Source organism: Hoeflea sp. TYP-13, from assembly GCF_040932035.1.
Classification (GTDB): Bacteria; Pseudomonadota; Alphaproteobacteria; order Rhizobiales; family Rhizobiaceae; genus Hoeflea_A.
Genome location: NZ_JBFRBB010000004.1, coordinates 401628 through 425524, shown reverse-complemented (window position 1 = coordinate 425524; position 23897 = coordinate 401628). Strand labels below are relative to the sequence as shown.

General features: G+C 58.8%; 23 protein-coding genes. 9 read left to right on the top strand and 14 right to left on the bottom strand.

What is annotated here, in order from left to right:
• Positions 1-15 precede the first annotated feature (15 nt).
• Positions 16-387, bottom strand: a complete 372-nt coding sequence (locus ABVT35_RS22275) for a hypothetical protein (RefSeq protein WP_368469441.1) — start codon at positions 385-387, stop codon at positions 16-18.
• A gap of 217 nt (positions 388-604) precedes the next feature.
• Between ABVT35_RS22275 and ABVT35_RS22270 the strand changes: the two genes are divergently transcribed.
• From ABVT35_RS22270 to ABVT35_RS22260, 3 genes are all read left to right on the top strand, one after another.
• Entirely contained in the window at positions 605-1993 is a 1389-nt protein-coding gene (locus ABVT35_RS22270) for a DUF3179 domain-containing (seleno)protein (RefSeq protein ID WP_368469440.1), read from the top strand.
• Positions 1994-2173: 180 nt separating this feature from the next.
• On the top strand, positions 2174-3367 hold the full coding sequence (locus ABVT35_RS22265) for a D-alanyl-D-alanine carboxypeptidase/D-alanyl-D-alanine-endopeptidase (protein ID WP_368469439.1): 1194 nt from the start codon (positions 2174-2176) through the stop codon (positions 3365-3367).
• A gap of 255 nt (positions 3368-3622) precedes the next feature.
• The gene (locus ABVT35_RS22260; RefSeq protein ID WP_368469437.1) at positions 3623-4873 is read left to right on the top strand and encodes an MFS transporter; all 1251 of its coding nucleotides are present in this window, start codon (positions 3623-3625) and stop codon (positions 4871-4873) included.
• Between the two features lie 8 nt (positions 4874-4881).
• Here ABVT35_RS22260 and ABVT35_RS22255 read toward each other — a convergent pair whose 3' ends face one another.
• The 3 genes from ABVT35_RS22255 to ABVT35_RS22245 all read right to left on the bottom strand — a co-directional run bounded on the left by ABVT35_RS22255 (position 4882) and on the right by ABVT35_RS22245 (position 7361).
• Positions 4882-5760: a cation diffusion facilitator family transporter gene (locus ABVT35_RS22255; RefSeq protein WP_368469436.1), complete on the bottom strand. Its 879-nt coding sequence runs from the start codon at positions 5758-5760 to the stop codon at positions 4882-4884.
• Positions 5761-5865: 105 nt separating this feature from the next.
• On the bottom strand, positions 5866-6486 hold the full coding sequence (locus ABVT35_RS22250; RefSeq protein ID WP_368469434.1) for an HD domain-containing protein: 621 nt from the start codon (positions 6484-6486) through the stop codon (positions 5866-5868).
• A complete protein-coding gene (locus tag ABVT35_RS22245) occupies positions 6483-7361 on the bottom strand; it encodes a phytanoyl-CoA dioxygenase family protein (RefSeq protein ID WP_368469432.1) in 879 nt (292 codons plus the stop codon). Before ABVT35_RS22245 ends, ABVT35_RS22250 begins: the two co-directional genes overlap by 4 nt.
• A 96-nt stretch (positions 7362-7457) precedes the next feature.
• Here ABVT35_RS22245 and ABVT35_RS22240 point away from each other — a divergent pair, with 96 nt between their 5' ends.
• Positions 7458-8351 carry a LysR family transcriptional regulator gene (locus ABVT35_RS22240; protein WP_368469431.1) on the top strand — a complete coding sequence of 298 codons (894 nt, stop codon included), beginning with the start codon at positions 7458-7460 and terminating at the stop codon, positions 8349-8351.
• Between the two features lie 8 nt (positions 8352-8359).
• Here the strand turns inward: ABVT35_RS22240 and ABVT35_RS22235 are convergent, their stop codons facing one another.
• Together ABVT35_RS22235 and ABVT35_RS22230 are read right to left on the bottom strand one after the other, a co-directional pair.
• A complete protein-coding gene (locus tag ABVT35_RS22235; protein WP_368469430.1) occupies positions 8360-9241 on the bottom strand; it encodes a DMT family transporter in 882 nt (293 codons plus the stop codon).
• 75 nt (positions 9242-9316) lie between these two features.
• Positions 9317-10765 (bottom strand): DEAD/DEAH box helicase, encoded by a 1449-nt coding sequence (locus ABVT35_RS22230; RefSeq protein ID WP_368469429.1) that lies wholly within the window; start codon positions 10763-10765, stop codon positions 9317-9319.
• 428 nt (positions 10766-11193) lie between these two features.
• Between ABVT35_RS22230 and ABVT35_RS22225 the strand changes: the two genes are divergently transcribed.
• Positions 11194-11682 (top strand): hypothetical protein, encoded by a 489-nt coding sequence (locus tag ABVT35_RS22225; protein WP_368469428.1) that lies wholly within the window; start codon positions 11194-11196, stop codon positions 11680-11682.
• A gap of 36 nt (positions 11683-11718) precedes the next feature.
• On the opposite strand, the gene ABVT35_RS22220 is transcribed toward ABVT35_RS22225, so the two are convergent.
• Positions 11719-12975, bottom strand: coding sequence for an MFS transporter (locus ABVT35_RS22220; RefSeq protein ID WP_368469427.1), 1257 nt, complete (start codon positions 12973-12975; stop codon positions 11719-11721).
• A gap of 291 nt (positions 12976-13266) precedes the next feature.
• Between ABVT35_RS22220 and ABVT35_RS22215 the strand changes: the two genes are divergently transcribed.
• The 3 genes from ABVT35_RS22215 (at position 13267) to ABVT35_RS22205 (ending at position 15235) form a co-directional block, all read left to right on the top strand.
• Positions 13267-13518: a hypothetical protein gene (locus tag ABVT35_RS22215; protein WP_368469426.1), complete on the top strand. Its 252-nt coding sequence runs from the start codon at positions 13267-13269 to the stop codon at positions 13516-13518.
• Positions 13515-13913 carry a hypothetical protein gene (locus ABVT35_RS22210; protein WP_368469424.1) on the top strand — a complete coding sequence of 133 codons (399 nt, stop codon included), beginning with the start codon at positions 13515-13517 and terminating at the stop codon, positions 13911-13913. The genes ABVT35_RS22215 and ABVT35_RS22210 overlap by 4 nt, the downstream gene beginning before the upstream one ends.
• A gap of 110 nt (positions 13914-14023) precedes the next feature.
• Positions 14024-15235, top strand: coding sequence for a cytochrome P450 (locus ABVT35_RS22205; protein ID WP_368469422.1), 1212 nt, complete (start codon positions 14024-14026; stop codon positions 15233-15235).
• 68 nt (positions 15236-15303) lie between these two features.
• Here ABVT35_RS22205 and ABVT35_RS22200 read toward each other — a convergent pair whose 3' ends face one another.
• The 6 genes from ABVT35_RS22200 to ABVT35_RS22175 form a co-directional block, all read right to left on the bottom strand.
• Positions 15304-16863, bottom strand: a complete 1560-nt coding sequence (locus ABVT35_RS22200) for a sulfatase (protein ID WP_368469421.1) — start codon at positions 16861-16863, stop codon at positions 15304-15306.
• An 11-nt stretch (positions 16864-16874) separates the two neighbouring features.
• Positions 16875-18806 (bottom strand): TRAP transporter permease, encoded by a 1932-nt coding sequence (locus ABVT35_RS22195; protein ID WP_368469420.1) that lies wholly within the window; start codon positions 18804-18806, stop codon positions 16875-16877.
• Positions 18807-18934: 128 nt separating this feature from the next.
• Positions 18935-19942 (bottom strand): TAXI family TRAP transporter solute-binding subunit, encoded by a 1008-nt coding sequence (locus ABVT35_RS22190; RefSeq protein ID WP_368469419.1) that lies wholly within the window; start codon positions 19940-19942, stop codon positions 18935-18937.
• 91 nt (positions 19943-20033) lie between these two features.
• Positions 20034-20531 carry a MarR family winged helix-turn-helix transcriptional regulator gene (locus ABVT35_RS22185; RefSeq protein WP_368469417.1) on the bottom strand — a complete coding sequence of 166 codons (498 nt, stop codon included), beginning with the start codon at positions 20529-20531 and terminating at the stop codon, positions 20034-20036.
• A 236-nt stretch (positions 20532-20767) separates the two neighbouring features.
• Positions 20768-21142 carry a DUF805 domain-containing protein gene (locus ABVT35_RS22180; RefSeq protein WP_368469416.1) on the bottom strand — a complete coding sequence of 125 codons (375 nt, stop codon included), beginning with the start codon at positions 21140-21142 and terminating at the stop codon, positions 20768-20770.
• Positions 21143-21335: 193 nt separating this feature from the next.
• The gene (locus ABVT35_RS22175) at positions 21336-21887 is read right to left on the bottom strand and encodes an SH3 domain-containing protein (protein WP_368469415.1); all 552 of its coding nucleotides are present in this window, start codon (positions 21885-21887) and stop codon (positions 21336-21338) included.
• 202 nt (positions 21888-22089) lie between these two features.
• Here ABVT35_RS22175 and ABVT35_RS22170 point away from each other — a divergent pair, with 202 nt between their 5' ends.
• The gene (locus tag ABVT35_RS22170; RefSeq protein WP_368469414.1) at positions 22090-23091 is read left to right on the top strand and encodes a 2-hydroxyacid dehydrogenase; all 1002 of its coding nucleotides are present in this window, start codon (positions 22090-22092) and stop codon (positions 23089-23091) included.
• 17 nt (positions 23092-23108) lie between these two features.
• Here the strand turns inward: ABVT35_RS22170 and ABVT35_RS22165 are convergent, their stop codons facing one another.
• Positions 23109-23873, bottom strand: a complete 765-nt coding sequence (locus ABVT35_RS22165) for a molybdopterin-synthase adenylyltransferase MoeB (protein WP_368469412.1) — start codon at positions 23871-23873, stop codon at positions 23109-23111.
• Between the last annotated feature and the right edge of the window lie 24 nt (positions 23874-23897).

Below are 23897 nucleotides of genomic sequence, written 5' to 3'. Positions count from 1 at the left end.
CGCGGGATGAAGAACTCATCTGCCTGAGCAGCGTCTTAATGGACCGTTTGACAGTGGAAAACCCCAGCGCAGGGTCAGATCATCGCCGGACAGGATCATACCCAGGAAGTATCCACGCGCGGTATCTTCGCCGCACTGCGCGTGTGCTCCTGTGAAGAACCCATGCTCGCGAGGCTCCACCGGACCCCAGTTGAGGCGGCACCAGAACCGCCCCTGTCTTAGCCAGCCTGAGCTGATCACAAACGGTTCCTTCAGGACTGTCCCGCCAGTCCTGATCGGCGCGCGTGAGCATTGCTTGGCAGTGCCCCATGTCCCGTAGAAGACAGCGCGGTCATCGGCGGCGGCGGGCACGACGAGCGGGACGATGAAGGTGATTACAAGGGGCAAGCGCATCCGAATTGGATAGCGATACTTGACCGCACCTCCTAATCACTTCGCCTTGATCGGGTATCGCAAATCGATGACCGGTCGTCCCCGAGCATCGAGATGGCGCCGGTACTCACGGGACATTGATGCGTTTTTGATTGGCGGCCCATCAGGTTGAGGCCGTAAAGTCGCGGCACATGCGCCTGAGAATGGAACGGGTACACGAAAGGCTCTTCATATGACGGTGGCAAGTGGCTCTCAGTCCCGATTGGTTTTGGCTGCAGCTTTGGTGGCGGTCCTTTCGCTGCTTGGATCCAAGGACTTGCGGGCCCAGGATGCCGCACCGCTGCCGGACTATGTAATCGAGGCCTTTGGCGATCGGCCCTCCGTACCGGAAGGGCCTCTATCTGCGGGTTTACAGTCTGCGGTTCGAGTGGCGTTTGTCGATAGCATTGCGCAATCGACCTGGGGCAAAGATCAAAGCAATGCCCTTATCGAAATCGCCGCTTCAAAAGATCCTCGGCTTGGCTGGATCATCAGCGACTTGATGCGGTTTGCGTCTTCACGTGAGTTGAATGCGATCCTTGCGTCCGCCGCTTCCGAACTGCTGGGCAAAGATCTGCTGAAGCCAAATGCATGGGGAATACTAACCGACCATCTCATGGCCTGGGACATACCGGCGCCACCCGGCTATCTGGACGTTAAACGGGCAATCTTCACTGGATTCATCCCCGGCTGGGACAGGATCTTTGTTGAAGGCGATATCGACTGGCGGATGGTGTCCTGGGGTGGCGTGCTGATCGACAACCGCGCGCACGACAAAACCGACGACCTTTGCAACTGCATCCCCGCCGCGGACAATCCTGAAGTGATTGGTGCAGAAGAAGCCAGCTGGCTCAAAGATGACGATATTGTCTTCGGGATCACGGTGAACGGTGAGTCCCGTGCCTATCCGAGGCGCATCATGGAAGTGCGGGAGATGGTCAATGACACGCTCGGCGGACGGGATCTGGGGATCCCCTATTGTACGTTGTGCGGCTCTGCGCAGGCCTATTTCACCGACCAGCTGCCGGAGGGCATCGAACGGCCGATCCTGCGCACGTCAGGGCTGCTCATTCGGTCCAACAAGGTGATGTATGATCTCAACACATACTCGGTTTTCGACACGTTCCTGGGCAATGCGGTCACCGGACCGCTTGCCGAAAGGAACCTGCAGCTTGAACAAGCGACCGTCGTGACGACAGACTGGGGACGCTGGAAAAATGCTCACCCCGACACAACGGTACTCAAAGAGCGTTATGCTCTTGGCCGCGATCCCGATTTCCGCAATGGAAGGGATGCTAATGGTCCGATATTCCCGATCGGCGATGTTGACCCGCGGCTACCAGTTCATGAGGACATCATCGGCGCGATTACGGCATCCGGCAGGCCGGTGGCATTTCAGCGTAGCAAGGCCTTTGTCGCTCTCCAGAAGGGTGAAGAGATCGCCTTTGAGAACGTCCGTCTCGAGCTCGATGCGGGCGGCATTCGCGCAGTCGACGCGGGTGGCTCCGATCTAGGGAGCCACCAGGCGTTCTGGTTTGCCTGGTCGCAGTTCCATCCCGAGACCGCACTCTGGCCCGAGTAGTGCTTCCCATTGCGTGATCTGAGCAAGAGGCAGGTTCGACCCGCGAACCGAGGTCTACGAATGGCTCCGGGGAGACGTTGCACCCGAGTGGTTTAGCCGGTTATTCTTCGACATAAATGACTTGGAGTTTGATGAGCGCAAAGGTAGGTCTTTCAAGCCGTGCGCCAATTTGGATACGCCATGTGGAACTATCTGCTCGCTGCCACCTGCGCCCTCATTCTGCTTACCACTCAGACCGTGGCCGGTGTCAAAGAGAAGATAGCGGCCCTCGCACCGTCGGGGCTGGTGTTTGTGCTTGACGAAAAGGGCAACGAGCTTGTGGCCCATAACGCTGACCAAACGTTTGGCCCTGCTTCCGTCGCCAAGATCGTCACGGCCTGGCTTGCAATGGAGGTATTGGGAGGCGACTACCGATTTGAAACCCGCTTCTACCTCGACGAGGACCGGGTGCTTTATGTGCGCGGGGGCGGCGACCCTTTTTTAGTCTCGGAGGAGTTAGCGCTGCTGGCAACCAGGCTCATCGAAGCGTTCGGCAACGAGCCGATCAACGGCATCGTGCTCGATACGAGCTACTACCCTGACAGTCTTCGCATCCCGGGCATCGAGAACGACAATGAGGCCTACAACGCGCCGAACTCGGCGCTGGCGGCCAATTTCAACACGATCCACGCCGTGCGCCGCGGCAAGACGGTTCGCTCCGCCGAAAAGCAGACGCCGATCACGCCCCTGGCGATCGCCCAGTTCCGCGCTCGCGGCCCGGCTGGTCGCGGCCGTATCAGCCTGCCCCAGGATGATCCTGCCGCGGGCGCCCGATATGCCGGCGAACTGCTCGCCGCATTCATCGCGAAGGCAGGCGGCAGCGTCAAGGGAAAGATCTCGACCGGCTCGGTGACTGAAGGCCTGGAGCCGGTTTACGTGCACCGCCAGTCCCGCGATCTCGCCGAAATACTGACCCAGATGCTCATTGGATCGAACAATTACATTGCAAACCAGGTTTTCCTGGAGATCGGCGCACACCGCCTGGGCGCACCCGTCAGCCTCGAAAAGTCACTCCGGGTCGCCGGCGAGATACTCGCCGAACATGATCTTGCCGACGCCATCGTGCTCGAAGAGGGCTCCGGCATCAGCCGTGGAAACCGATTTACGGCACGCGGCCTCGCCAAGCTGCTTCACCACTTCGCTCCGAGTGCCGATCTGCTTCGCAAGAACCGTGCAGGCTCCCGGTACAAAACAGGCACCATTCCCGGCGTCCGCACTCTGGCGGGCTATGCCGTCACCTCCAAACACGGCCTCGTAAGATTTGTAATTGCGCTGGGCGGCAATACGGGGAAGACACGTTTCCGGCTATTACGGGCTATCGAGGGCGGATTGTAGCCGCAGGTGCCGGCTTGTGGTTTGGTGCCGCGGTGTGAGCGGAGGCAAATTGCCTCGTCCCGCAATGCCCGCTTTCGCGACACCGCCAAGCAACACCGGTCCTGAAAACACTGCTCTCCAAAATCAACCCAATTCCCGCACTATGCCGATGTGCAAATTTGTGTGCTACGGTTTACGCGAGGGCACGGGCTGATTCCCGTATGCGTTGCGGAATCTGCGTCATGGGGCGCAGGAAGAAATTCTTTGGGGGCCACGATGAATCTGGCAAAGCTCAGCCTGATGCTCGTTGTGCTGGTCGACGTCATGGGACAGGGGCTGGCCTTTCCGATTTTCAATACATTGCTGATGCAGGCGGACCTTGGTTTTCTGCCGGCAGGGACCGGCGAGGCGACCAGACGGTTCAGCTACGGTGTGGTGATCGGGGTCTTTTTTGTCACATGGTTTCTCGGAGCGGTCTATGTCAGCCGCATCTCGGACAGCATCGGCCGCAAGAAAGGCCTCATCATCTGCCTTACCGGCTCTTTTTGCGGTTACCTGCTGACAATCGTTGCCCTGGCGATTGACAGTTTCGGCCTGCTGGTCGCCAGCCGCGCGATCACGGGGTTTACGGCCGGAACGCAATCGATCGCCCAGGCGGCAATGGCCGATGTCAGCTGCGACGACGCCGACAAGGGGCGCAATATGGGCTTCATCGTCGCGGGCGCCGGCATTGGGCTGGTGGCCGGTCCGGTGATCGGCGGCGTCTTTTCCGATCCGAACCTCTTGGGCGGCGATGCCTCCCTGTCATTGCCGTTTTATATCGGCGGCGCTCTCAACCTTTTCGCCGCTGCAACAATCCTTCTGTTTTTTCACGACGTAAATCCGAACCGGTTGCCCTTGCGGATCAACCCGCTCGATATCATCCGCCTGCTTCTCGACATCGGCAAACACCCGACCGTTATGCGCGTAACCGTTCTCTGGTTCTTTTACATGGCGATGCTGATCACCGCCTATATTTTCCTGACCAATTACCTGTCGAGTCGCTTCGGCATGGACACTGCCGGCACCAGTACAGGGGTTCTGATCTTCGGCGCGAGCTTCGGTGTCACCAGCACGTTTCTCGTCGGCCCGTTCCAGGAGAGGATGTCACGCAGGGCAATGCTTGTCGCCTCGACGATCACGATGATTGCATCGATCGTGCTGTTGATTACCGCACCGAATACGACGATCGCCTATCTGGCATTCGTTCCGCTCGGTCTTGCCCACGGTATCGGCGCACCGGCTATGTTTGCGCTGTTTTCCGCCAGTGTGGATGAGACGCTTCAGGGTTGGGTCATGGGCGTGTCGGTTGCCGTGTGGACGCTGGCGGCGGGACTGAATTCATTTCTCGGCGGCGAATTGCTCGTTTTCGGCATCCGCAATCCGTTCCTGCTTGCCATCGGCTACGGAGTATGTCTGCTGGCAGCGATCTACACCATCGGACGGTCCGAGCACTTCCGCAGGATCTCCGGTCGCGTAAGCGCCTAGCCCTAAGCTCAATCGCAGCGGCGCGATTCCAGCTGGATCGTTGCATGGGCGATGCCGAAATCGTCCGACAGCGCCTTTTGCAGCGCCGCAAGCACCGCGTCGTTGTCGGCCCCCTCACCCACCACCGCATGCATGGTCAGGACGGGCTTTTCACTCGTCAGCGACCAGATGTGGACATGGTGGATATCCTCGACGCCCGGCACCTGACGCGCCAGTTTTTCGGAAAGGTCGGCGGGATCGACATTTTCCGGCGTTCCCTCGAGCAGGATATGGCCTGATTTCTTGACGATCGACCAGGCGGCGCGCAATACCAGCAGCGCGACAAGGATCGAAAGGATAGGATCGATCGGCGTCCAGCCCGTGGTCATGATGACGATTGCGGCGGCAATCGCCGCGACCGAACCGAGCATGTCGCCAAGCACATGCAAAGCGGCGCCGCGCAGGTTGAGGTTTTCGCCCTGGCCCGATTGCAGGATCCAGAAGGAAACGATGTTGGCGACAAGCCCGAGCGCGGCGATGATCAGCATGGGCGTTGCCAGCACATGCACCGGTTCGCGGATGCGTTCCACCGCCTCGAATGTGATCCACACGGCAATGACAAAAAGGCTCAGCCCGTTGACAAACGCGGCCAGCACCTGGAAGCGGTAATAACCATAGGAACGCTGCAGATCTGGCTTTTTGTCGGCAATCTTGAAGGCGAACCATGCGAGCGCCAGCGACACGCAGTCGGTGAGCATGTGCCCGGCATCGGCGATCAGCGCCAATGAGCCGGCAATAACGCCTCCAACAGCCTCGGCAACCATGAATCCGGCGGTAATCGCCAGCGCCCAAAGAACGCGGGTCTTGTTGGCCCTGTGTGTATGATCGTGGTCGTGATCGTGACCCATTGATAGTCCCCGAATCGAAGCGCCCCGCAAAACTTAGGCACAGAACGACTGGTGGGTCAAAGGGTTGCCGGATCACGTGGCTGCAACCGGTCGATTGGACCAGGGTCAGGTGTTAGCTGCCTCGTTTTTGCTGGCGGGCAGGCCCCGGACAACCCCTTCCTGCATGACTTTTGGATCATAGGCCTTGCGGGAAAAGACCTCACGGACCATCGGCTCGAAGAATTCCAGCGTTTCGCTTTCATAATCCGGGTCGAATGACGCCTGGTCCCAACGCTCGCAGAAATCGGCGCAGGACCGGAAGCACGGGTGATCCTTGAACCGGTCGCGAGCATCGGGGTCCCAGCCGTAATGGTGGCCGTAGAAATGCATCTGGAAGATACCGTGATGCTCGATCACCCAGGCGACTTCATCGCGCACGAAGGGCCGCACGACTTCGGCAGCGAACCGGTCGTGGTTCTGCGGCGCAAGACCGTCACCGACATCGTGCAGCAGCGCACCGACGACCCAGTCGATATCGGCGCCATCGCGAAGCGCCCGCGTGGCACTCTGCAGACCATGTTCAAGCCGGGTGATCCGGTAACCGGACAGCGTATCCTCGCCCTGCTTTTTAAGTTCCGCCAATATCCTGTCCGCGGTCAGGGCGTGGTAGGGTTTTTCCATTTCGGCAAGGAGTTCGTAGTCTTCCTTCGTGCCGTCCTTCATCTGGGTAAATCCGACGGTTTTCATTGTGCTGTCCCTTCCGACTGTGTGTAGAGCCCGATCGACCGCGCGGCCCCGGCCGTCAGCGCCGCAGTCTGATCGGCAAGAATGCGATCATAAAGCGCCAGCGATCCCTCGCCAAAGAGCGTCGACGGTGGCGCGATGTTGATCCAGTTTCTGCTCCTGTCAGCGCCGCGGACGAGCATGGCGTAATCGCGGCTGCCGACTGATTGTTCGACACTCGGCGTAACATAACGGATGGCCATACCGATGCGGCGGTCCGCCGACCGGTTCGGACCCGATGCATGGAACAGCCGGCCATGATGCAGCGACATTTCGCCGGGTTTGAGTTCGTCAAAAACCGCATCCTTCTCATCGACCTCCACAGCAACCTCCTGTCCGCGCGACAGCAGATTGTCGCCCTCGAAAGTATCCTTGTGCGGCTGGATGCGCTGCTTGTGCGATCCGGGCACGAACCGCATGCAGCCGGCGGCCTCCGATACGTCCGAAAAGGCAATCCAGGCCGTCACCTCCTCGTCCGTTTCGCCCATGCCCCAGTAGGTCAGGTCCTGATGCCAGGAAACGATCTTTTCCGATCCCGCCTCCTTGATGAACAATTCGCAGGACCAGACAAGAAGGTCCGGACCGAGAATGCTCTCGACGGCGTCGAGGATAGCCGGGGTGCGCGCAATTTCCGCAAGCAGCGGGATCGTGACCTGTCCGTTGACCCGGAAAAACTGGTTCAATGTGTGACCGCCTGCGCCCTGATCATGATCGCGCTCCAGCACTTCGATCTCGGCGCGCACCAGTGCTGCCTCATCGACGCTGAACACCGTTACAGGTTTGATGTAGCCGTCATCGCGGTATCGGGCGATCTCCTCGCCGGTCAATGTTGCCGTCATCGGCGCCTCCCTATTTTTTCGGAGTGTGGTTCAAATGCGCAAGCCAGGCCAGTCAGGAAACTTGCCTGCGAGCATAAGCTGTGCTTATCCTCAGAAATGGTCACCAGGCGAATACCGTCCCTCAACTGGCTTCGGGTTTTTGACGCGGCGGCGCGGATGGAGAGTTTTGCCCGGGCGGCAGAGCTGTTGAACATGAGCCCTCCGGCTGTGAGCCAGCAAATCCGGGCACTGGAGGGCTATCTCGGCCGACCGCTGTTCAGCCGTGGTGCAAAGCAGGTGACACTGACCGATGCGGGACGCACCTTCCTGCCGGTCGTCAGCCAGGCGCTCGCTTCGGTCGAGACATCGGCGGCGGCCATTTTTGGCGCGCGTGAAACACAGCAGCTCAACATCCAGGTCGTCACCGTACTGGCGTCGAACTGGCTGCCGGAACGGCTCTCATCCTTTGAGAAAATGCATCCGAACATCCGGCTGCAGATCACCAGCGGCAACTCAATCCAGGATTTCAGGAACAGCGACGCCCATCTGCAGATCGCCTTCGGCTCCGCGACGGATTTTCCGCAGACGGCCGAGCGGCTGTTCGGCGAGACGATCTACCCGGTCGCTCGGCCCGACATTGCGGCGCAAATCAACACCGCAAGCGATTTTACGAGACACCGGCTGATTGAAGTGGCACCCCACCGCAGCGGCTGGTTCCAGCTGCTGCAGAACCGCATCAGCGACGATCTGCACGCCGCTGAATTCTGCCTGGTCGACAATACGGTCATTGCCCTCGGCACCGCGGCCGCCGGCCGGGGCATTGCGCTGGCACGGGCGCCGGCAACAGACAGCATGGTGCGGGCCTATGGGCTGGTGCCGTGCATGGACGACTTTTCGATCCGCGGCCTGCAGCACTATTACCTGTTCGACCCGGCGACCGCACCACCACCGCCCGCCGCCAACGCTTTTCGCACCTGGCTGATTGAGGAGGCGGCAGCCGTAAATGCTTGACGAGAACATCAACCAAATTCATGTTTGCGGCGGGCATCGATTGCCGCGTGGCCGAATACTGCGGCAAGCACCATGGATCCGCCGGCAAAGCTGGCAACGGGCGGCAATTCGGCAAGCAGCAGCCAGGCAAGGATAATCGCGAAGGGCGTTTCGGCCGATCCGAAAAGGCCTGATTGCGCAGCCGGAATCAGCCGGGTCCCCTCTGTCCACAGTACATTGGCGACGGCAAAGGAAAGACCGAATGCCGCGAGCAGTGCTGCATCCTGTGCACTGACCGCAAGCGGATCGGTCACCAGCCAGCTGACAAAAAAGAGCTGCAGGGCCGACATGCCACCTGCCCAGACGACCGGCACATCGCAGAAGCGCCGGATGAGCACCATGTAAAGCGCATTTCCGAAGGTCATCACCACCGCCATCATGTCGCCGCCGACGCTGAAAGTGCCGAGACCGCCGGCAACCACGATGGCGACGCCGAGAAGCGAAAAACCGCCTGCGATGAAGGTGCGGGCATGCACGCTTTCACGCATGATCCACCAGCCGAGCCCCGCCGCCATGAACGGCGCCGTCGCATAGATCACGGCAACATTGGCGACATAGGTCAGCTTGAAGGAATAGATAAAGGCAAGGCTCGAAAGGCTACCAACGATGGCAAGCACCCAGCCGCGCGGCCCCAACCGGAAGGCCGGACCCAAGGGCCTGCCGCGTTGGCGCCAGGCGACATAGGCGGCAATGGCGGCGCCGCCAATCAGGCCACGCCAGCAAACGATGGTCCACACATCGGCTGCAATCGCCTTGGTCAGAACGCCTGATAGGCTGAACATCAGCGCCGAGGCGATGACCAGCAAAACGCCGAGCATGTGCCCATCGGTGCTTAAAGAGCGCTTTTGCATGGAACCCCCGCAGTTAGAGGTTCCAACAATTATCCAATTGCTGCTGACAACAGATTGTCAGCAGTCAATGCCGGACTATGCCGCGGCGGGCCTGCGCCTTGAACGGCGCCGGCGATTGCCCGCCGGCTTGCTGTTATTGTTGTTGGCGTGTGGAGGCTGGTGCCGGTTCTTGCCGGCAGACTTTTTGCCCGGCTTTTGGCCGTGGCGCCCCTCCCTTGCCCTGTCGTCTGCAGCGTTGCCGGCATCTTGCGATCCGGGACCGGCTTTGCGGCGGCGGCGGTTTCTTTTCGGCTTTTCCGAAGCCGCCTTGCCGGCACGGGCGCCACCGGCGTTGCGCGGACGCCCGGAATTGCCCCTTCGGCCATTCTTGCGGGCAATGCCCGCCTCGCCTTCCTCCGGCACATCGCCACTGGCGACGCGAACGGAAATTCCCATCAGCTTTTCGATGGCCCTGAGAAGATGAAGCTCCTCGGGCGAGCAAAATGCGACGGCCTCTCCGGCGGCGCCGGCTCGTGCCGTGCGGCCGATACGGTGAACATAGGCATCCGGAACTTCCGGCAGATCGTAATTATAGACGTGGGTGACGCCCGTAATATCAATGCCGCGGGCGGCAACGTCGGTTGCCACCAGAATGCGGACTTCACCGCTTTTGAAGGCCTTGATGGCCCTGTCGCGCTGATTCTGGCTTTTGTTGCCGTGGATGGAGCGCGCCTGAAAACCGGAAGCCACCAGTTTTTTCATCAGTTTTTCGGCGCCGTGTTTGGTGCGGGCAAATACCAGCGAAAGATCGTTCGGGCGCTGGGCCAGGCACTCCATGAGAAAATCGGTCTTGCCGCGCTGATGCACGAAATGGACCGACTGATTGATCTTGTCAGCAGCGCGCCCGGGCGGTGTGGTTTCGACGCGAACCGGGTCATTGAGATAGGCCTGCGACAGCTTTTCCACCTGTTTCGGCATGGTCGCCGAAAACAGCAGGGTCTGGCGCGGTGTGCCAAGAAGTTTGGCAATCTGACGCAGCGCGTGGATGAATCCGAGGTCCAGCATCTGATCCGCTTCGTCTAGAACCAGATATTTCACGCTGTCGAGATAAACCGCCTTGCGATCGACAAGATCGAGCAGGCGCCCGGGTGTGGCCACAAGAATGTCGGTGCCGCGTTCGAGATTCCTGCGCTGCGTGTTGATGGAGGCGCCACCAATGACCAGGCTGATACGCAGATGCGTATTGCGGACATACTGGCGCAGATTATCGGCGATCTGGTTGACCAGTTCGCGGGTGGGCGCAAGGATCAGCGCCCGCGCCGTCTTTGGTTCCGGCTTCGTGCCGACAGCCAATAGATGATTGACCAGCGGCAGGCCGAAGGCCGCCGTCTTGCCGGTACCGGTCTGGGCAAGGCCCATGATGTCATGGCCCTGAAGCACCAGCGGAATGGATTTTTCCTGGATCGGCGTCGGCGTTTCAAAGCCAAGCGCGTGGACGGATTTGAGGATCGAGGGAGCGAGCCCCAGCTCATTGAATTCTATCAAGTTTTCTAACTTTCATGGCGGCGAAACGGACAATTTCCGGCCCAAAACGCCAAAATAAATCGAACCGTCACCGCATACCCGATGAGCATGCGGGCGGCATTCAATTGCGGTTGCGACCATGCGCTCACCCGGAACGGTATTGTCCATGCGGGCCGGCAGATCGTCAGAACCCCGCGTGATTTGGGAACTTGTGGAGATAGCCCGATTGCGGCAAAGCCGTTGCGGGCGCGGCGCGTCTTGCATCTTCGTGCGCCGGAAACATCATGTTCGTGCGCTTTGTCAACAGTGCTGGTTGCTCACGCGGCAACCGGACGGCAGTTGGGGCGTATATCAGTGCTGACAACCGAATTGTCAAGTTGTCATTAAATACGGGTTTAAAATTTGCGCAACAGCGGCTAGCCTGAGGCTACAGCATCTGGAGAGCTGAAATGGGCGCGCATTTTAACGGCGTGAGGGGTTTCCTCACAGCCGCTTTCATATTATCGGCCGGTTCTACAGCCATAGCCGGCAAAGCCGTGACTGAAGAAAAATCACGCGTTCCACCGCAATCGTTGTACCAGACCATGCTCGACGCCAACCGCCAGACCGGCTGGGTGCAGTTCCGCGATTTCGACGGTGCACAGTGGATCTATTTCACTGCCCTGCAAACGCTGCACTGTCGATTGTCCGAAATCCGCTATTCAATCAACTCGAAAACACTCGACGAAAATTTCGGTCTTGTCGATTGCAATCCGCAAAACCCGATGGCCCTGCCGCCCGAGGCCGGTCCTGATGCCATCGCTTTGAAACTGCCCGCCAACACCGCGCAGTCAATCGCGGTCCAGGTTGTCTGGGAAGACGGCACGGAAAGCGCAGTTGCGGTTTATGAGCCGTGCAAGGATGTCGGCGAACAAAGCTGCGCCTGGCCATTGGAGTAGGGGTTTACACCTATAGACGGCTGACCAATCCGGTCGTCACAATTCGATCCCGCGCCGCTCCTTTAAAAACAGGCAGGCAATCGTCGACAAGATGCCGAGAACCGAAAGGTATATTGCCAGCGCCGCGAGATCACCGGTCCTGGCGACCAGCCACGTTGCAACCACCGGCGCGGTGCCGCCGAATATAGCGAATGTGAGATTGAGGCTCAGATTGGTCGAGGTCGTGCGCACCGCCCAGGGAAACATCTCCGCAAATGTTGCCGGCAGAACAAAGGCGCATGAGCCGCTGAAGATAACAAGAACGCACTGTGCCGCCGCAACAACCTTCGGGTCTCCCTGACTTATCAGCCAGAGCATCGGATAGGTGAAAACCGCCAGGCCCGCCATCGACGTCAACAGCACCGGCTTGCGGCCGATCCTGTCGGAAAGCGCGGCGAGAGCAAGCCCGGCAATGGCGGCAATCGCCATATTGGCAGCGTTGATTTCCAGCGTGTACGCACGTGTAAAACCAAGATGCCTGACCATCCATGTCGGCAGGTAGATGACGGCCACGTACCAGCTCGCACCCATTGCCATGATCGTCGCCGCCGCCAGCGTAATGTCGCGGCCATGCCGGGTAACGGCCTCTATCAGCGGCGCTCTCAAACGCTTTTCAGGAAGCGGCGCTTCGGCAACACCGAAACGCAACACCAAAACAACGCCACCGAGCAGCAATCCGGCCAGGAACGGCAGGCGCCACCCCCAGGCGGCAACCTGATCGGCCGTCAGGACGTGGGAAACAAGGGCGCCGACGCTCGAACCAAGCAGCAGGCCTGCGAACAGACCGGCAGTGGCAAAACTGGAAATGAATCCGCGCCGTCGCGGCGGTGCGGTCTCCGCCAGAAATACCCCGGAGCCGAGATATTCGCCGCCAACGGAAAGACCCTGGATCATGCGCAGAACAATTATCAGCACGGCAGCGGCCGGGCCAATTGCCGCATAGGTTGGCAAAATGCCGATGGCAAATGTGGACAGCGCCATTGCCAGGGACGAGCAGATCATCAGCCTGCGGCGGCCGAAGCGGTCGCCGATATGCCCAAAAAGGATGGCGCCCAGGGGGCGCATGACAAAGCCGAGCGCAAACGCACCAAACGCGGCGATCAGCGAAGCGGTATGATCTTCTGAGGGAAAGAACAAAGCGCCGACGGTCGCGGCGAAAAACCCGTAAACCGCAAAGTCATACCATTCGAGCACATTGCCGATAAAACCGGCCGCCACCACACGCAGGCGGGTGTTCCTGGAATCATCCGACATCAATGCGTCTGGCCTCCCTTGAGTGCATCAATCGGTGTTTCCCGACTTTCCGCACATGTACCCCTGGTGTGATGCTAGAGCGAAATTCTTTTGATTTGAACCACTTAATGGCGAAATTCCGAGAGCAACCAACTTTTACGGAAGCAACCGGTGAAAGTGCGTTCGGCAATCGCCGGTCGATGGAGCCGGTTTGCAGGCAACGAACCGGATGGTCCGCTTGCGCGACCGGGAAACGCACGTCGCCCGCCTGAAACGTTTGACATCTTAGGTACATTGGTACATATATAACAAATGGCAAAATCAATCGAACGTGTGCAGACGGGCATTCGGCTGGAAAAACGGCTCCTGAAGGTGCTGAAGGGCCTCGCTGAACATCTGGATCTTTCCGTCGGCGACCTGGTGGAGGGCTTGGCGCTTCACGCCTTTGAAAACAAGCCGCCCTTTTCCAGCGAGACGCTGAAAAAGATAAAGCAGCTCAAGGATGTCTACGATCTCGACCTGAATGCCACCGACAGCCACAAGCTGAAGGAGACAGAACAATGAGCCGATACGGAGCACTCGCGCAGTCTTTCGAGGCGCGCAATCTCGACGCCAGCACATTCAAGCACCGCGATCACATCGCAGTCGCCTATGAGCTCTTGAAGAAATACGACTTCATCGACGCCACGGTACGCTATGCGGAAAGCCTCAACGCTATTGCTACCAAGGCAGGCGCCGCGCGCAAATACAACACGACGATCACCTTCGCCTTCATGGGGCTGATCGCAGAACGCATAGATGCAGGTCCCGACGGCTGTTTCGACGAATTCATTGCCGCCAATGCCGACCTTCTTGAAAAAAATCCGCTCGCCAAATGGTACTCGCCCGAGCGGCTGAACAACGATCTTGCCCGCAAGATCTTTCTGCTGCCTGACGTCCTGCAGGGAGAAACTGGTTAGCGATTTCGAAAAATAGCGTAGTGCCACGCAACGCAACGGAAGCCCTGACAGCCAGTAAAATCGTGATATTCTGATTCTCTCCAGATCTATTACCCCACCGGGAGTGCGGCATGGCGCGGAACGATGACAGCATCAACCTCTTCGGTCCTGAAATGCTGGAAGATCCGTTTCCAATCTACAAAAGGCTGCGTGAGAGCGATCCGGTGCATTGGGACAGCGCCCGCAACGCCTGGATCGTGACCCGGCACCGCGACGTCATGGCGGTGATGAAAAACCGCAGCTTTTCCTCCGACCGGGTGACCAGTGCGCGAATGCGCTATTCTGAAAAGCACAAAGCGGTGTTCGATCTGTTGTCGCGCATCATGCTGCAGACTGACGATCCAACGCACAAGCGTCTGCACGATCTGGTTCACAGCGCATTTACCCGTACCGCAGTCGAGGAATACGGTGACAATATCCGCTCATTGTGCAACACGCTGCTAGCTCCGGGCCTGCAAAAGGGAGAGATGGAGTTCGTCTCGGAGTTCGCCGCGCCACTGCCCATTCTGATCATTTCGGAAATCGTCGGCATTCCCTCGGAGGAACGCGAACAGATCAAGATCTGGTGCGACGCCTATTCGACGGTTGCCCTTAACTTCTATGTGCATCTCTCCGAAGAGCAACTCGACTATTGCGGCGCGCAAATCGCCGAGTTCAGCGAGTATCTTGCAGGCAAGGTTGAAGCGGCGCGCCGGGCACCGGGTTCCGATCTCATCAGCTCGCTGGTCCTTGCCGCAGACAGGGACCATTCGCTGGACATGGACGAGCTGATCGCAAATTGCATCCTGCTGCTCAATGCAGGCAACGAAACAACGACGTGCCTGCTGGCGAACGGTCTCGGGCTCCTGCTCAAGAACCCGGACCAGATGGCGGCCTTGCGTGCCGATCCGAGCCTGATCCCCGATGCAGTCGAAGAATTTCTGCGGCTCGAGGGTCCGATCCAGTTTCTCGGGCGCGTGGCGGTCGAAGACGTCAGCATCGGCGACCGGCTGATCCGAGCAGGCGAGATGGTCATCCCGGTGCTTGCCGCAGCCAATCGCGATCCGGAAATATTCGATCGTCCCGATACGCTGGACGTGAGGCGCGGCCATATCCATCAACTCGGTTTCGGCACCGGGCCGCACCTATGTGCCGGTATCCAGCTGGCGCGCTTCGAGGCAAGGATCGCATTCGAGATATTGCTGGAGCGCACAAGCGCCATCGAGCTGACAACGGACGCCCTCTCCCACACAAAGAATTTCAACATGCGCTGCCTTGAAAAACTGCCGATCCGGCTGCGCTAACGCAGTGTGTCCACCAATTAATATCACGCATCTGAACTGCCGGGTAAGGCGCCGCCCGCCAAAGCCAATCAGGCCATGTGACGCCCTTTCGGGCTCTCATCCATCATGGCGGTGAGCTGATGATTGAGGCGGAGCGACAGCTCTGCCTTGACGGACGCATAGGCGGGATCGTCCCATCGGTTATGTGTTTCGCGGGGATCGTTCTCATGGTCATAGAGTTCGCCCCATGGCTGATCGCGGTACAGCGTGAAGCGGTAGCGTTGCGTCAGTAAAGAACGCACCCGCGCAGGCGCTTCAAAGCCCAGGCGAATACCGCCGTCATTATATTCGACGACAAGATCTTCACGCAGGTCCGCGCCTCCTTCAAGGCATGGCAGAAGGCTGCGGCCCTGCATTCCGCCATAGGGAGGAAGGCCTGCGCGCTCCAGTACGGAAGCGGAAATGTCGAGGCTCGAGGCCAGCACATTTGTGTCGGCAACGGTCTGCCGCATCGGATCCGACCAGATGAACGGCACCCGGGTGATCGAGCGAAACTGCAGCGCCCCTTTCAGGATCATGTTGAAGTCGCCGAGATAGTCTCCGTGATCGGAATTGAAGCAGATGACGGTGTTGTCGTAGTGGCCGCTTGCGCGCAGGCTTTCGACGACGTCGCCCACCGCATCGTCGACCATGGAAATCATGCCGGCCGTCAGCGCCATGGCTTCGCGCAACTGATCCGGCCCCAGCATCATGGCGGTCTGCGGGGTCTCCTGCTTTCCGCCATGTTCCCATTTTTGGTGCAGATGCCGCATCGGCGGCGGCGGATTGACGTGCGCCTCATAGGGCAACGGAACGTCGAATTCGTCCGGCGAATACATGTCCCAGTACCGGCCCGGCGGATTGAACGGATGATGCGGATCGGGAAAAGACACAAAGAGGAAAAACGGCTCGTCATTTCCCTTTCTGCTTTCCAGGTAGTCTGAGGCCCGGTCGCGAATATAGGCGGTCGGATAAAGCTCTTCCGGCACCGGTGTCCTGAATGCCTGCGGGCAGGAATAGTTGTGCGGCAGCTCGTTGCCGTCGTCCTGCAATGCCTGCCAGTCAGGCGCCTTCTGGCGCAGCCACTGCTGGTAGTGACCGCCGCAGCGGTCGCCGTGATTGGTCACCATGTCGACGTGCTGGTAGCCGTAATAGGGTGTCGCGAATTCATAGCGGCCGTCGGAAAGATAGCGTCCCGGCTGCTCCTGCAAATAATCATTGTCGTCCCGTTTCCAGGCCTCCTCAATCAGAATGCCTTCGGCGGAATGGCAGACCGGCTTCGGGTCCAAAAAAGGCTGCAAATGGCTCTTGCCGATGGCAGCGGTGTGATAGCCTGCGGCGGCGAGCACATCGACAAAGGTGTTGGCGCTGTGCGGCAGTGTGCAGCCATTGTAACGCAGGCCGTGAACGCTCGGATAACGACCCGTTATTAGGGAAGCCCTGTTGGGCATGCACACCGGCGAGGCAACGTGGAAATTGTCAAATCGTGTACCGTTTTGCGCCAGCGCATCGATATGCGGTGTTCTTACGACGTTGTGACCATAACAGCCAAGCCAGTCGGCCCGGTGCTGATCGGTTATGAAAAACACAAAGTTGGGTCTGCCGCTCACCTGATATTCCTTTACGCAAAAGCCGGGTCTGCTCGCCTGCGGCTCCACAAAACATATGCCACCGCCGCGGCCGCAAGCGGCCAGTGCACATAGGCGCTGGTGTGAAGCACGCCGATCGCCAGAGCAATGCGCAGCGCCACTTCCACAATTCCGAGCCGCCTGCTGTCAAAGCCGCTTGCGGCACTCGCCATCAGATAAATCATCACACCCATACGCAGGACAATCGATCCAAATGCCGCAAGGTCAAATTCGGCGCCGGCTTCCCTGACGACAAGCAACACTGGATAATAGGCAAACACGAACGGTATGACGAACATCACGGCGCCGATGCGCATCGCCTTGACCGCCGTCTGGAGGGGCGATGCCTGTGCGATGGCGGCAGCCGCAAAGGCGGCAAGCGCAACCGGTGGCGTAATATTAGAGGCCACGCCATAGTAAAAGACGAACATGTGTGCCGTCAGTGTTTCAAGGCCAAGGCGCTGCAGCGACGGGCCGAGTATGAGAATAATGGTGAGGTAGGCCGGCAGGGTCGGCATACCCATGCCGAGCAGTAGGGCCGACAACATGGCAAGCACCAGCGTGAGGAACAGCCAGTGGTCGGCGGCCTGCGCAATCACCTGGGCAAAGTCGCCCGGCAGATCGGTTGCCCCGAGTACCGCCGTGACAATGCCGATCACGCCGACTGCGACGACGACCCGGGCAAAGTTGAAACCGCCCTGGATGAGTGAATCAACAAGACGTAAGGGATTTCGGCGAACCTCGGGGTTGAGAAAACTGATGACAATCAGCAAAAACAGCGCCGTTATGCCCGACCCCGCGGGAGAAAGGCCGTTCAAAAGGGCGACAATCACCGTGACGACCGGCGCAAAGATCAGGATCATGTTCTTGTAGTCCTGCGGAACCAGGACCATCTCTTCCTCGATGCCGTCAACCTCGACCGCCTCGACACCGAGGCGCCGCGCTTCGAAAATCACCGTCGCAAAAAGGCTCGCATAATAGGCGAGCGCCGGAACGAGTGCCGCGACGATGACGGTCAGGTATGAAATGCCGGTAAAATCTGCCATCACCAGCGCGGCAGCCCCCATGATGGGCGGCATGATCTGACCACCGGACGAAGCGGTTGCTTCGACGCCGCCGGAAAAAGCCGGGCTAAAGCCGCGCTTGCGGATCATAGGAATGGTCAGGACGCCGGTTCCCACGACATTGGCGACAGCACCACCGGACATGGTGCCGAAAAGAGCCGAGGCGACAATTGCCGCATGGGCCGGCCCGCCGCGAAAGCGCCGCATCAGATTGTAAGAGAGCTTGATCAGCGACAATCCGGCACCGCTCCCCTCAAGCATGCTGCCCAGAAGAATGAATGGCAGGACCGTATAGATGACGATGCCGGCTATGGTTCCGAGGATCCCGTCATTGAGGTTGAACCACAAGTCGCTTGCGGTTGATTCAACGATATCGACGGGCGCCGTTTCGAATATGCCCGGCCAATAATGCCCGGTATAGAAATAGAATATGCATATGAGGCCGAAGACGGATAGCGGCGCTCCCCATTCGCGCCAGCACAGAACCGTTATCACCAACGCACCGATCAGCGCCATGAGGGCGTGGAACGGATCGAAGTAAAACAGCCCCTCATTCAGCGCCTTGATTTCGGTGTAGTAGAGAAACAGGGGAATGGCGGCAGCCACAAAGAGCAACACATCCAGCACCGCACCCAAAATGATGCCCTTGCGCCCTTGGTTTGCAAATGTCCGCGCGAAGGGGTTCAGCAGGATCACGACAGCAATGGAAAGCGCAAACATGATCGGGCGCACCAGCTCACTCGGAAAGGGTCCGATCCGGGGCAGATACCCCCAAGTGGGCAGAGCATTTGCAACGCCGAAAACCGCCAGCGAAATGGCACACAGGCCGGCGAGCTGCACTGTCCATTTTGGCAGCGTCATTGAGTGCGGGTCCTGCATATGCTGAATCCCCTGGTTTCCAAGGTGTTGCCCGGGCGGGTGCTTGTTGGCGCTGTGCGGGTGCGGCCAAACCGCACCCGTATCAGACGCTCCGCGTCAAAGCCGGTTTGTTATTGCGGCTTTACGGCATCCGGCACATCGAAGCCGGCCTCGACATAATATCGATAGGCTCCCTTGTGCAGCGGAATATTGAGGGCATCAAAGGCTGTTTCCTTTGTAATGGCCTTCAGCAGCGCCGAGCTTTCATGGACTGAATCGAGGTTTTCCCAGAAGGCCTTGGTGATGTTGTAGACAAGGTCTTCGTCAAGGTCCGCGCGGGTGGCGGAGACCATGATGTACATGGGAACGGTCACGGACGCTTCATTGACCTGGCCGGAATAGGTATTGGCGGGAATTTCGCCAAACGCCCTGCCGGGGACTTTCAGATAGTCCTTGTATTCCTGCGAATTGAGCTTTTCGGGATCAATCCCCAGAAAGCGGATCTTGTTGGTCAATCCGATCTGCTCGACATTGGCGCTGCCGACAGCCGTCGCATTGAACATGGCGTCGAGTTTTCCATCCATCATCGCCTGCGTGCCGGCGCCCCAGTTGAGGTGGATGGCTTCGTAATCCTTACCCGCCTCAAGACCGGTCTCGATCCTCAGCACCTCCTCGACATTCTTGGAAGCGGCGCCCGATGGCGGACCCGTGAAGACTTTCTTTCCCTTCAGATCCGAAAGCGAGGTAATGCCTGAATCCGCATAGGTCATCGGATGGAATGCACCGCCGGTGAAGGCGAATATGGAGCGCAGGTTCTGCGAAGCGTCGATCGCGTCCTGCCCCATCTTTTTGTACATCGCCTGACCCTTGGTCATGAAGACGTAGACCGCGGGCGGCACGATGGAGAAATCAATCTTTCCCTGCGCGTTCTTGATCGCCGCACTCGTCAGGGTCTGGCCATCATTGATCTGGATGTCGATGTCGGCCTTGTCATTGGCAATCTTGGCTATGGCGACCATCGCGGCATGCGTGGCACCACCGGGTGCAGACGTTTCGCCCTTGTAAATTTGTGCCGTGGCGGGCAAGGCCGCGACGGCCAGTGTGGCAGAAAAGGCGGCTGCCGTTAGTTTTTTGAGCATCTCTCTCTCCCTACATTGTCTGATTTCTTTTCTTCAGCCTGTGTTCTCGTTTCGCGGAAACAGGTCATTGCAGCAGCCGTTGGGCCGCTGGCTAAGACGTCTCGCTCAGTGCGAGCGTCCGGTCCGATTGGGCATCCAGCGAGGCCTGCAAAATGCGCCCCGCCATCTCAAGAAACTGGTCAAGTTCCCTCGGCGTGAATGCCGCGTCTATTGCCTGGTTGTGCGCCATGACGCTTGGCAATATCCGCTCGAAATAGTCCCTGCCCTTATCGGTCATGGAGAAAAACCTGGCGCGCCGGTCCTCGTCGCTGCGCGCGGATGTGATCAGATTGCGCTCTTCCATGACCGCCAGGGAGCGGCTTAGCTGCCCCTGTTCGATCTTGGTGAAATCCACAAGCTGTTTCTGTGTAACAGCACCATGCTGGTGAAGACCCGCAAAGATCCGCCATTCGGCGATGCTTATATCGCCGCATTCGGCAAGCACCTTGCCGAGCTGGGAGCGGAGCAATCTTGAAAGGCGATGCGTTGCCACCGCGACGAGGCTGGCGCTATCCGGAATGTTGTTCAAATCGAGCTGCGCAAGTGACATGCGGCAGAACCTCCAAATCCGTTCACGTGTTAACGAATTTATATGAAATATCATATTATGACAAGTCATATAATTTTTTAGGCTCAGGCGTGCATGGTGCCGTGCGAGGGCAAAGCTCTTCCTGTCCGTCTGGCTGTGGCGGTTTGTCTCGTCAGTAATCAGACATCATCTGCAGCAGGCGAGGGCTGGAGGCCGGCCGGCAGAACTACCCTGCAGCAGCCGGAACCGAGCCTGTCTCAGCCATATTCATTCTGTCCGGGCGCGGTTGGCTGAATGTGCCAGTAAAGAAGAATCAGCCAGCCGATGATCGGCAGAAACATCAGCAGCAGCCACCAGCCCGAGCGGCCGATATCATGAAGCCGGCGCGCTGAAACGGCGATGCTGGGAACAAGAAGAACCAGTGCTGAAATCCAGCCAAGCGGATCAGCGGCATCGGAGGAATACATGCCAAATCCCAGAAGCGGCGCAATGATCGCCCCGTCGATGATATCCGTGACGACGGACACGATCACGTTGAACAGGACCCACCACCAATATTCCGGTCGCGTCGCCCGTCCCGAAAAAACCGCGTATTTCGAAAACACCGTTTGAACGGATTCCAAAAAAGTCATCGCTTCCTCCTCCTCGCCGCAGCAACCGGATGTATGACAATGGCCGCCGGCGCGTAACAGCATCCGGCACAGCCGCCGGCATGGCGATTATACTTATCCACAGCCTGTGGATACTCTTACATTAGAGTATAAATTCAAACTCAACAGATATAACGCGGTTGTCGTCAGCGATATGACAGACCTGAAAGGCGCCTTATCTGAAGGCTTCGCCCGGATAGGCGCCCCAGATTTCGTCCTGGGCAACCCAGCCCTTGGTGCCCTGCACTTCGCCCCGGCACCATTTCCCGTTGCACTCGGCAATTTTAATAACGACACCCGGCTCCAATTTGGCGGTCAGCTGGGCACCCAATTGAGGCTTCTCGCGCAGCAATACATAGACTTGTTTCTCACCGCGCTTCCAGGGAGCGATGACTGCGGTGCGGTCTCCGGTCAGGAGCGATTTGTGAATCCAGCCTTCGGTGCCGTCCGGGTCGCGAACGCGGCGCCAGTGATCATATTCCTGGATAATCTCCATCGGAATGCCGGAGCGCGTATAAAGCCACTCGACCGCATAGTCGCGGCTTGGACCGATTCGCAGATTGACGCGGCGCGCCTTGAGGCTGACGAAACGCGGCAACGGCAGACCGCTCGCACCCTTGGCAGCGCTCTGGGCAAAGACCGGCGTGACGGCCGTCGGCCCGGACAGAAGCAGGATTGCCGCGGCAAGACCCGCTGCCAGGGATTTTGTGACGGTTGTTGCATTCATTGCGACCTCCATCGATATTCGTTCATCGCGCCTGAATGCCATTTTCGCCTGGCTCGATGCAATCGATAAATTTCGTTACGGCCGCGCACGAGTTTTCTTTGTCTTCACGCTTTCGTCTGGTAAAAACAACCCGTGTGCCTGGGCCGTACCCAAACTATCACATCATGGTTAAAGAGCTCTCAACAAGGGGCCGATTGAGGAAATGCCGAATAAAAAACGACCAACGGTCTATATAACGCGAAAATTGCCCGAGCCTGTGGAAACCCGCATGTGCGAGCTATTCGACGTTGAGCTGAATATCGAGGACACCGCACGAACGCAGCATGAGCTGGTTGCGGCGATGAAATCCGCCGATGTGCTCGTTCCGACCGTCACCGACCGCATCGATGCAGCAATGATCGAACAGGCCGGCGACAACCTGAAGCTGATCGCCAATTTCGGCAACGGCACCGACAATATCGATGTCGACGCCGCTGCAAAAAGGGGTATTGCGGTCACAAACACGCCGAATGTTCTGAGCGAAGATACCGCCGACATGACCATGGCACTGATTCTTGCCGTGCCGCGCCGCCTGACGCAGGGCGCCAGCATATTGACGGGCGAAGACGTCTGGAACGGCTGGTCCCCGACATGGATGCTTGGACACCGCATCTGGGGCAAACGGCTCGGAATCGTCGGTATGGGGCGCATCGGCACTGCCGTTGCCCGGCGCGCACGGGCCTTCGGCCTGTCGATCCACTACCATAACCGCAACCGCGTCGACCCGGTGACTGAAGAGGATCTCGAGGCCACCTATTGGGAAAGCCTCGATCAGATGCTGGCGCGCGTCGATATCGTCTCGGTCAATTGTCCTTCGACGCCAGCGACATTCCATCTGCTGTCGGCGCGGCGGCTCGGCCTCCTGCGTCCCGAAGCCTTTATCGTCAACACCGCCCGCGGCGGCATTATCGACGAAGGTGCATTGATCAAGAACCTCCAGGAAGGAAAGATCGCGGGCGCCGGGCTTGATGTCTTCGAACACGAACCAGCGGTCAATCCGAAACTCGTCAAGCTTGCCGAGCAGGGCAAGGTTGTCATCCTGCCGCATATGGGTTCGGCGACGCTGGAAGGCCGCATCGATATGGGCGAAAAGGTGATCATCAATATCAGGACGCTGTTCGACGGGCACCGGCCACCAGACCGCGTGCTGCCCGGTCAAATCTAGTTCTTTAGCTGGCTACACTATTTCTGCTTTGCGGCCCGGTAGACAATCATGTCGAAGCGGGCCGCAAGGGCATCATAAAGCAACAACCTGCCAATCAACGGCTTGCCGATCCCGGTGATCAGCTTGATGACCTCCATTGCCTGAAGGGTTCCGACGACCCCGGTCAGCGCGCCAATGATGCCGGCCTCGGCACAGCTGGGCAAAAGACCATCGGGCGGCGGTGTCGGGAAAAGGTCGCGATAGGAAGGATTTGGCTTTCCTTCGCTGTTTTTCTCGTAAGGTTTGAGCACCGTCACCGATCCATCGAACCGACCGACGGCCGCCGTCACCAGCGGGCGCTTTTGTTCGGCGCATTGATCTGCCATGAGGTAACGCGTGGCAAAATTGTCCGAGCCATCGGCAATGATGTCATACCGGGCGATCAGTCCGGCGGCGTTGTCCGCATTGATCCTTGTCTGGTGCTGCTCGAGAACGACATGCGGATTGATCCGCTTCATGGCCTTATCGGCGCTCTTGGTCTTTGCGACGCCGACCGCGTCCGTATCGTGGATGATCTGCCGCTGCAAATTCGATAGCGAAACGACGTCGTCATCAACCACGCCAAGCGTTCCGACGCCAGCTGCGGCAAGATACTGCAACACCGGCGAGCCGAGACCGCCCGCGCCGATGACCAGCACCCGGGCCTTCTTGAGCTTCTGCTGGCCGGGACCGCCAATTTCCGCCAGAACGATGTGGCGGGCATAACGTTCGAGTTCCGATGGAGATAGCGCTTTTTCGGTCATGGGTCTCTCATAGCAGAAATGCAC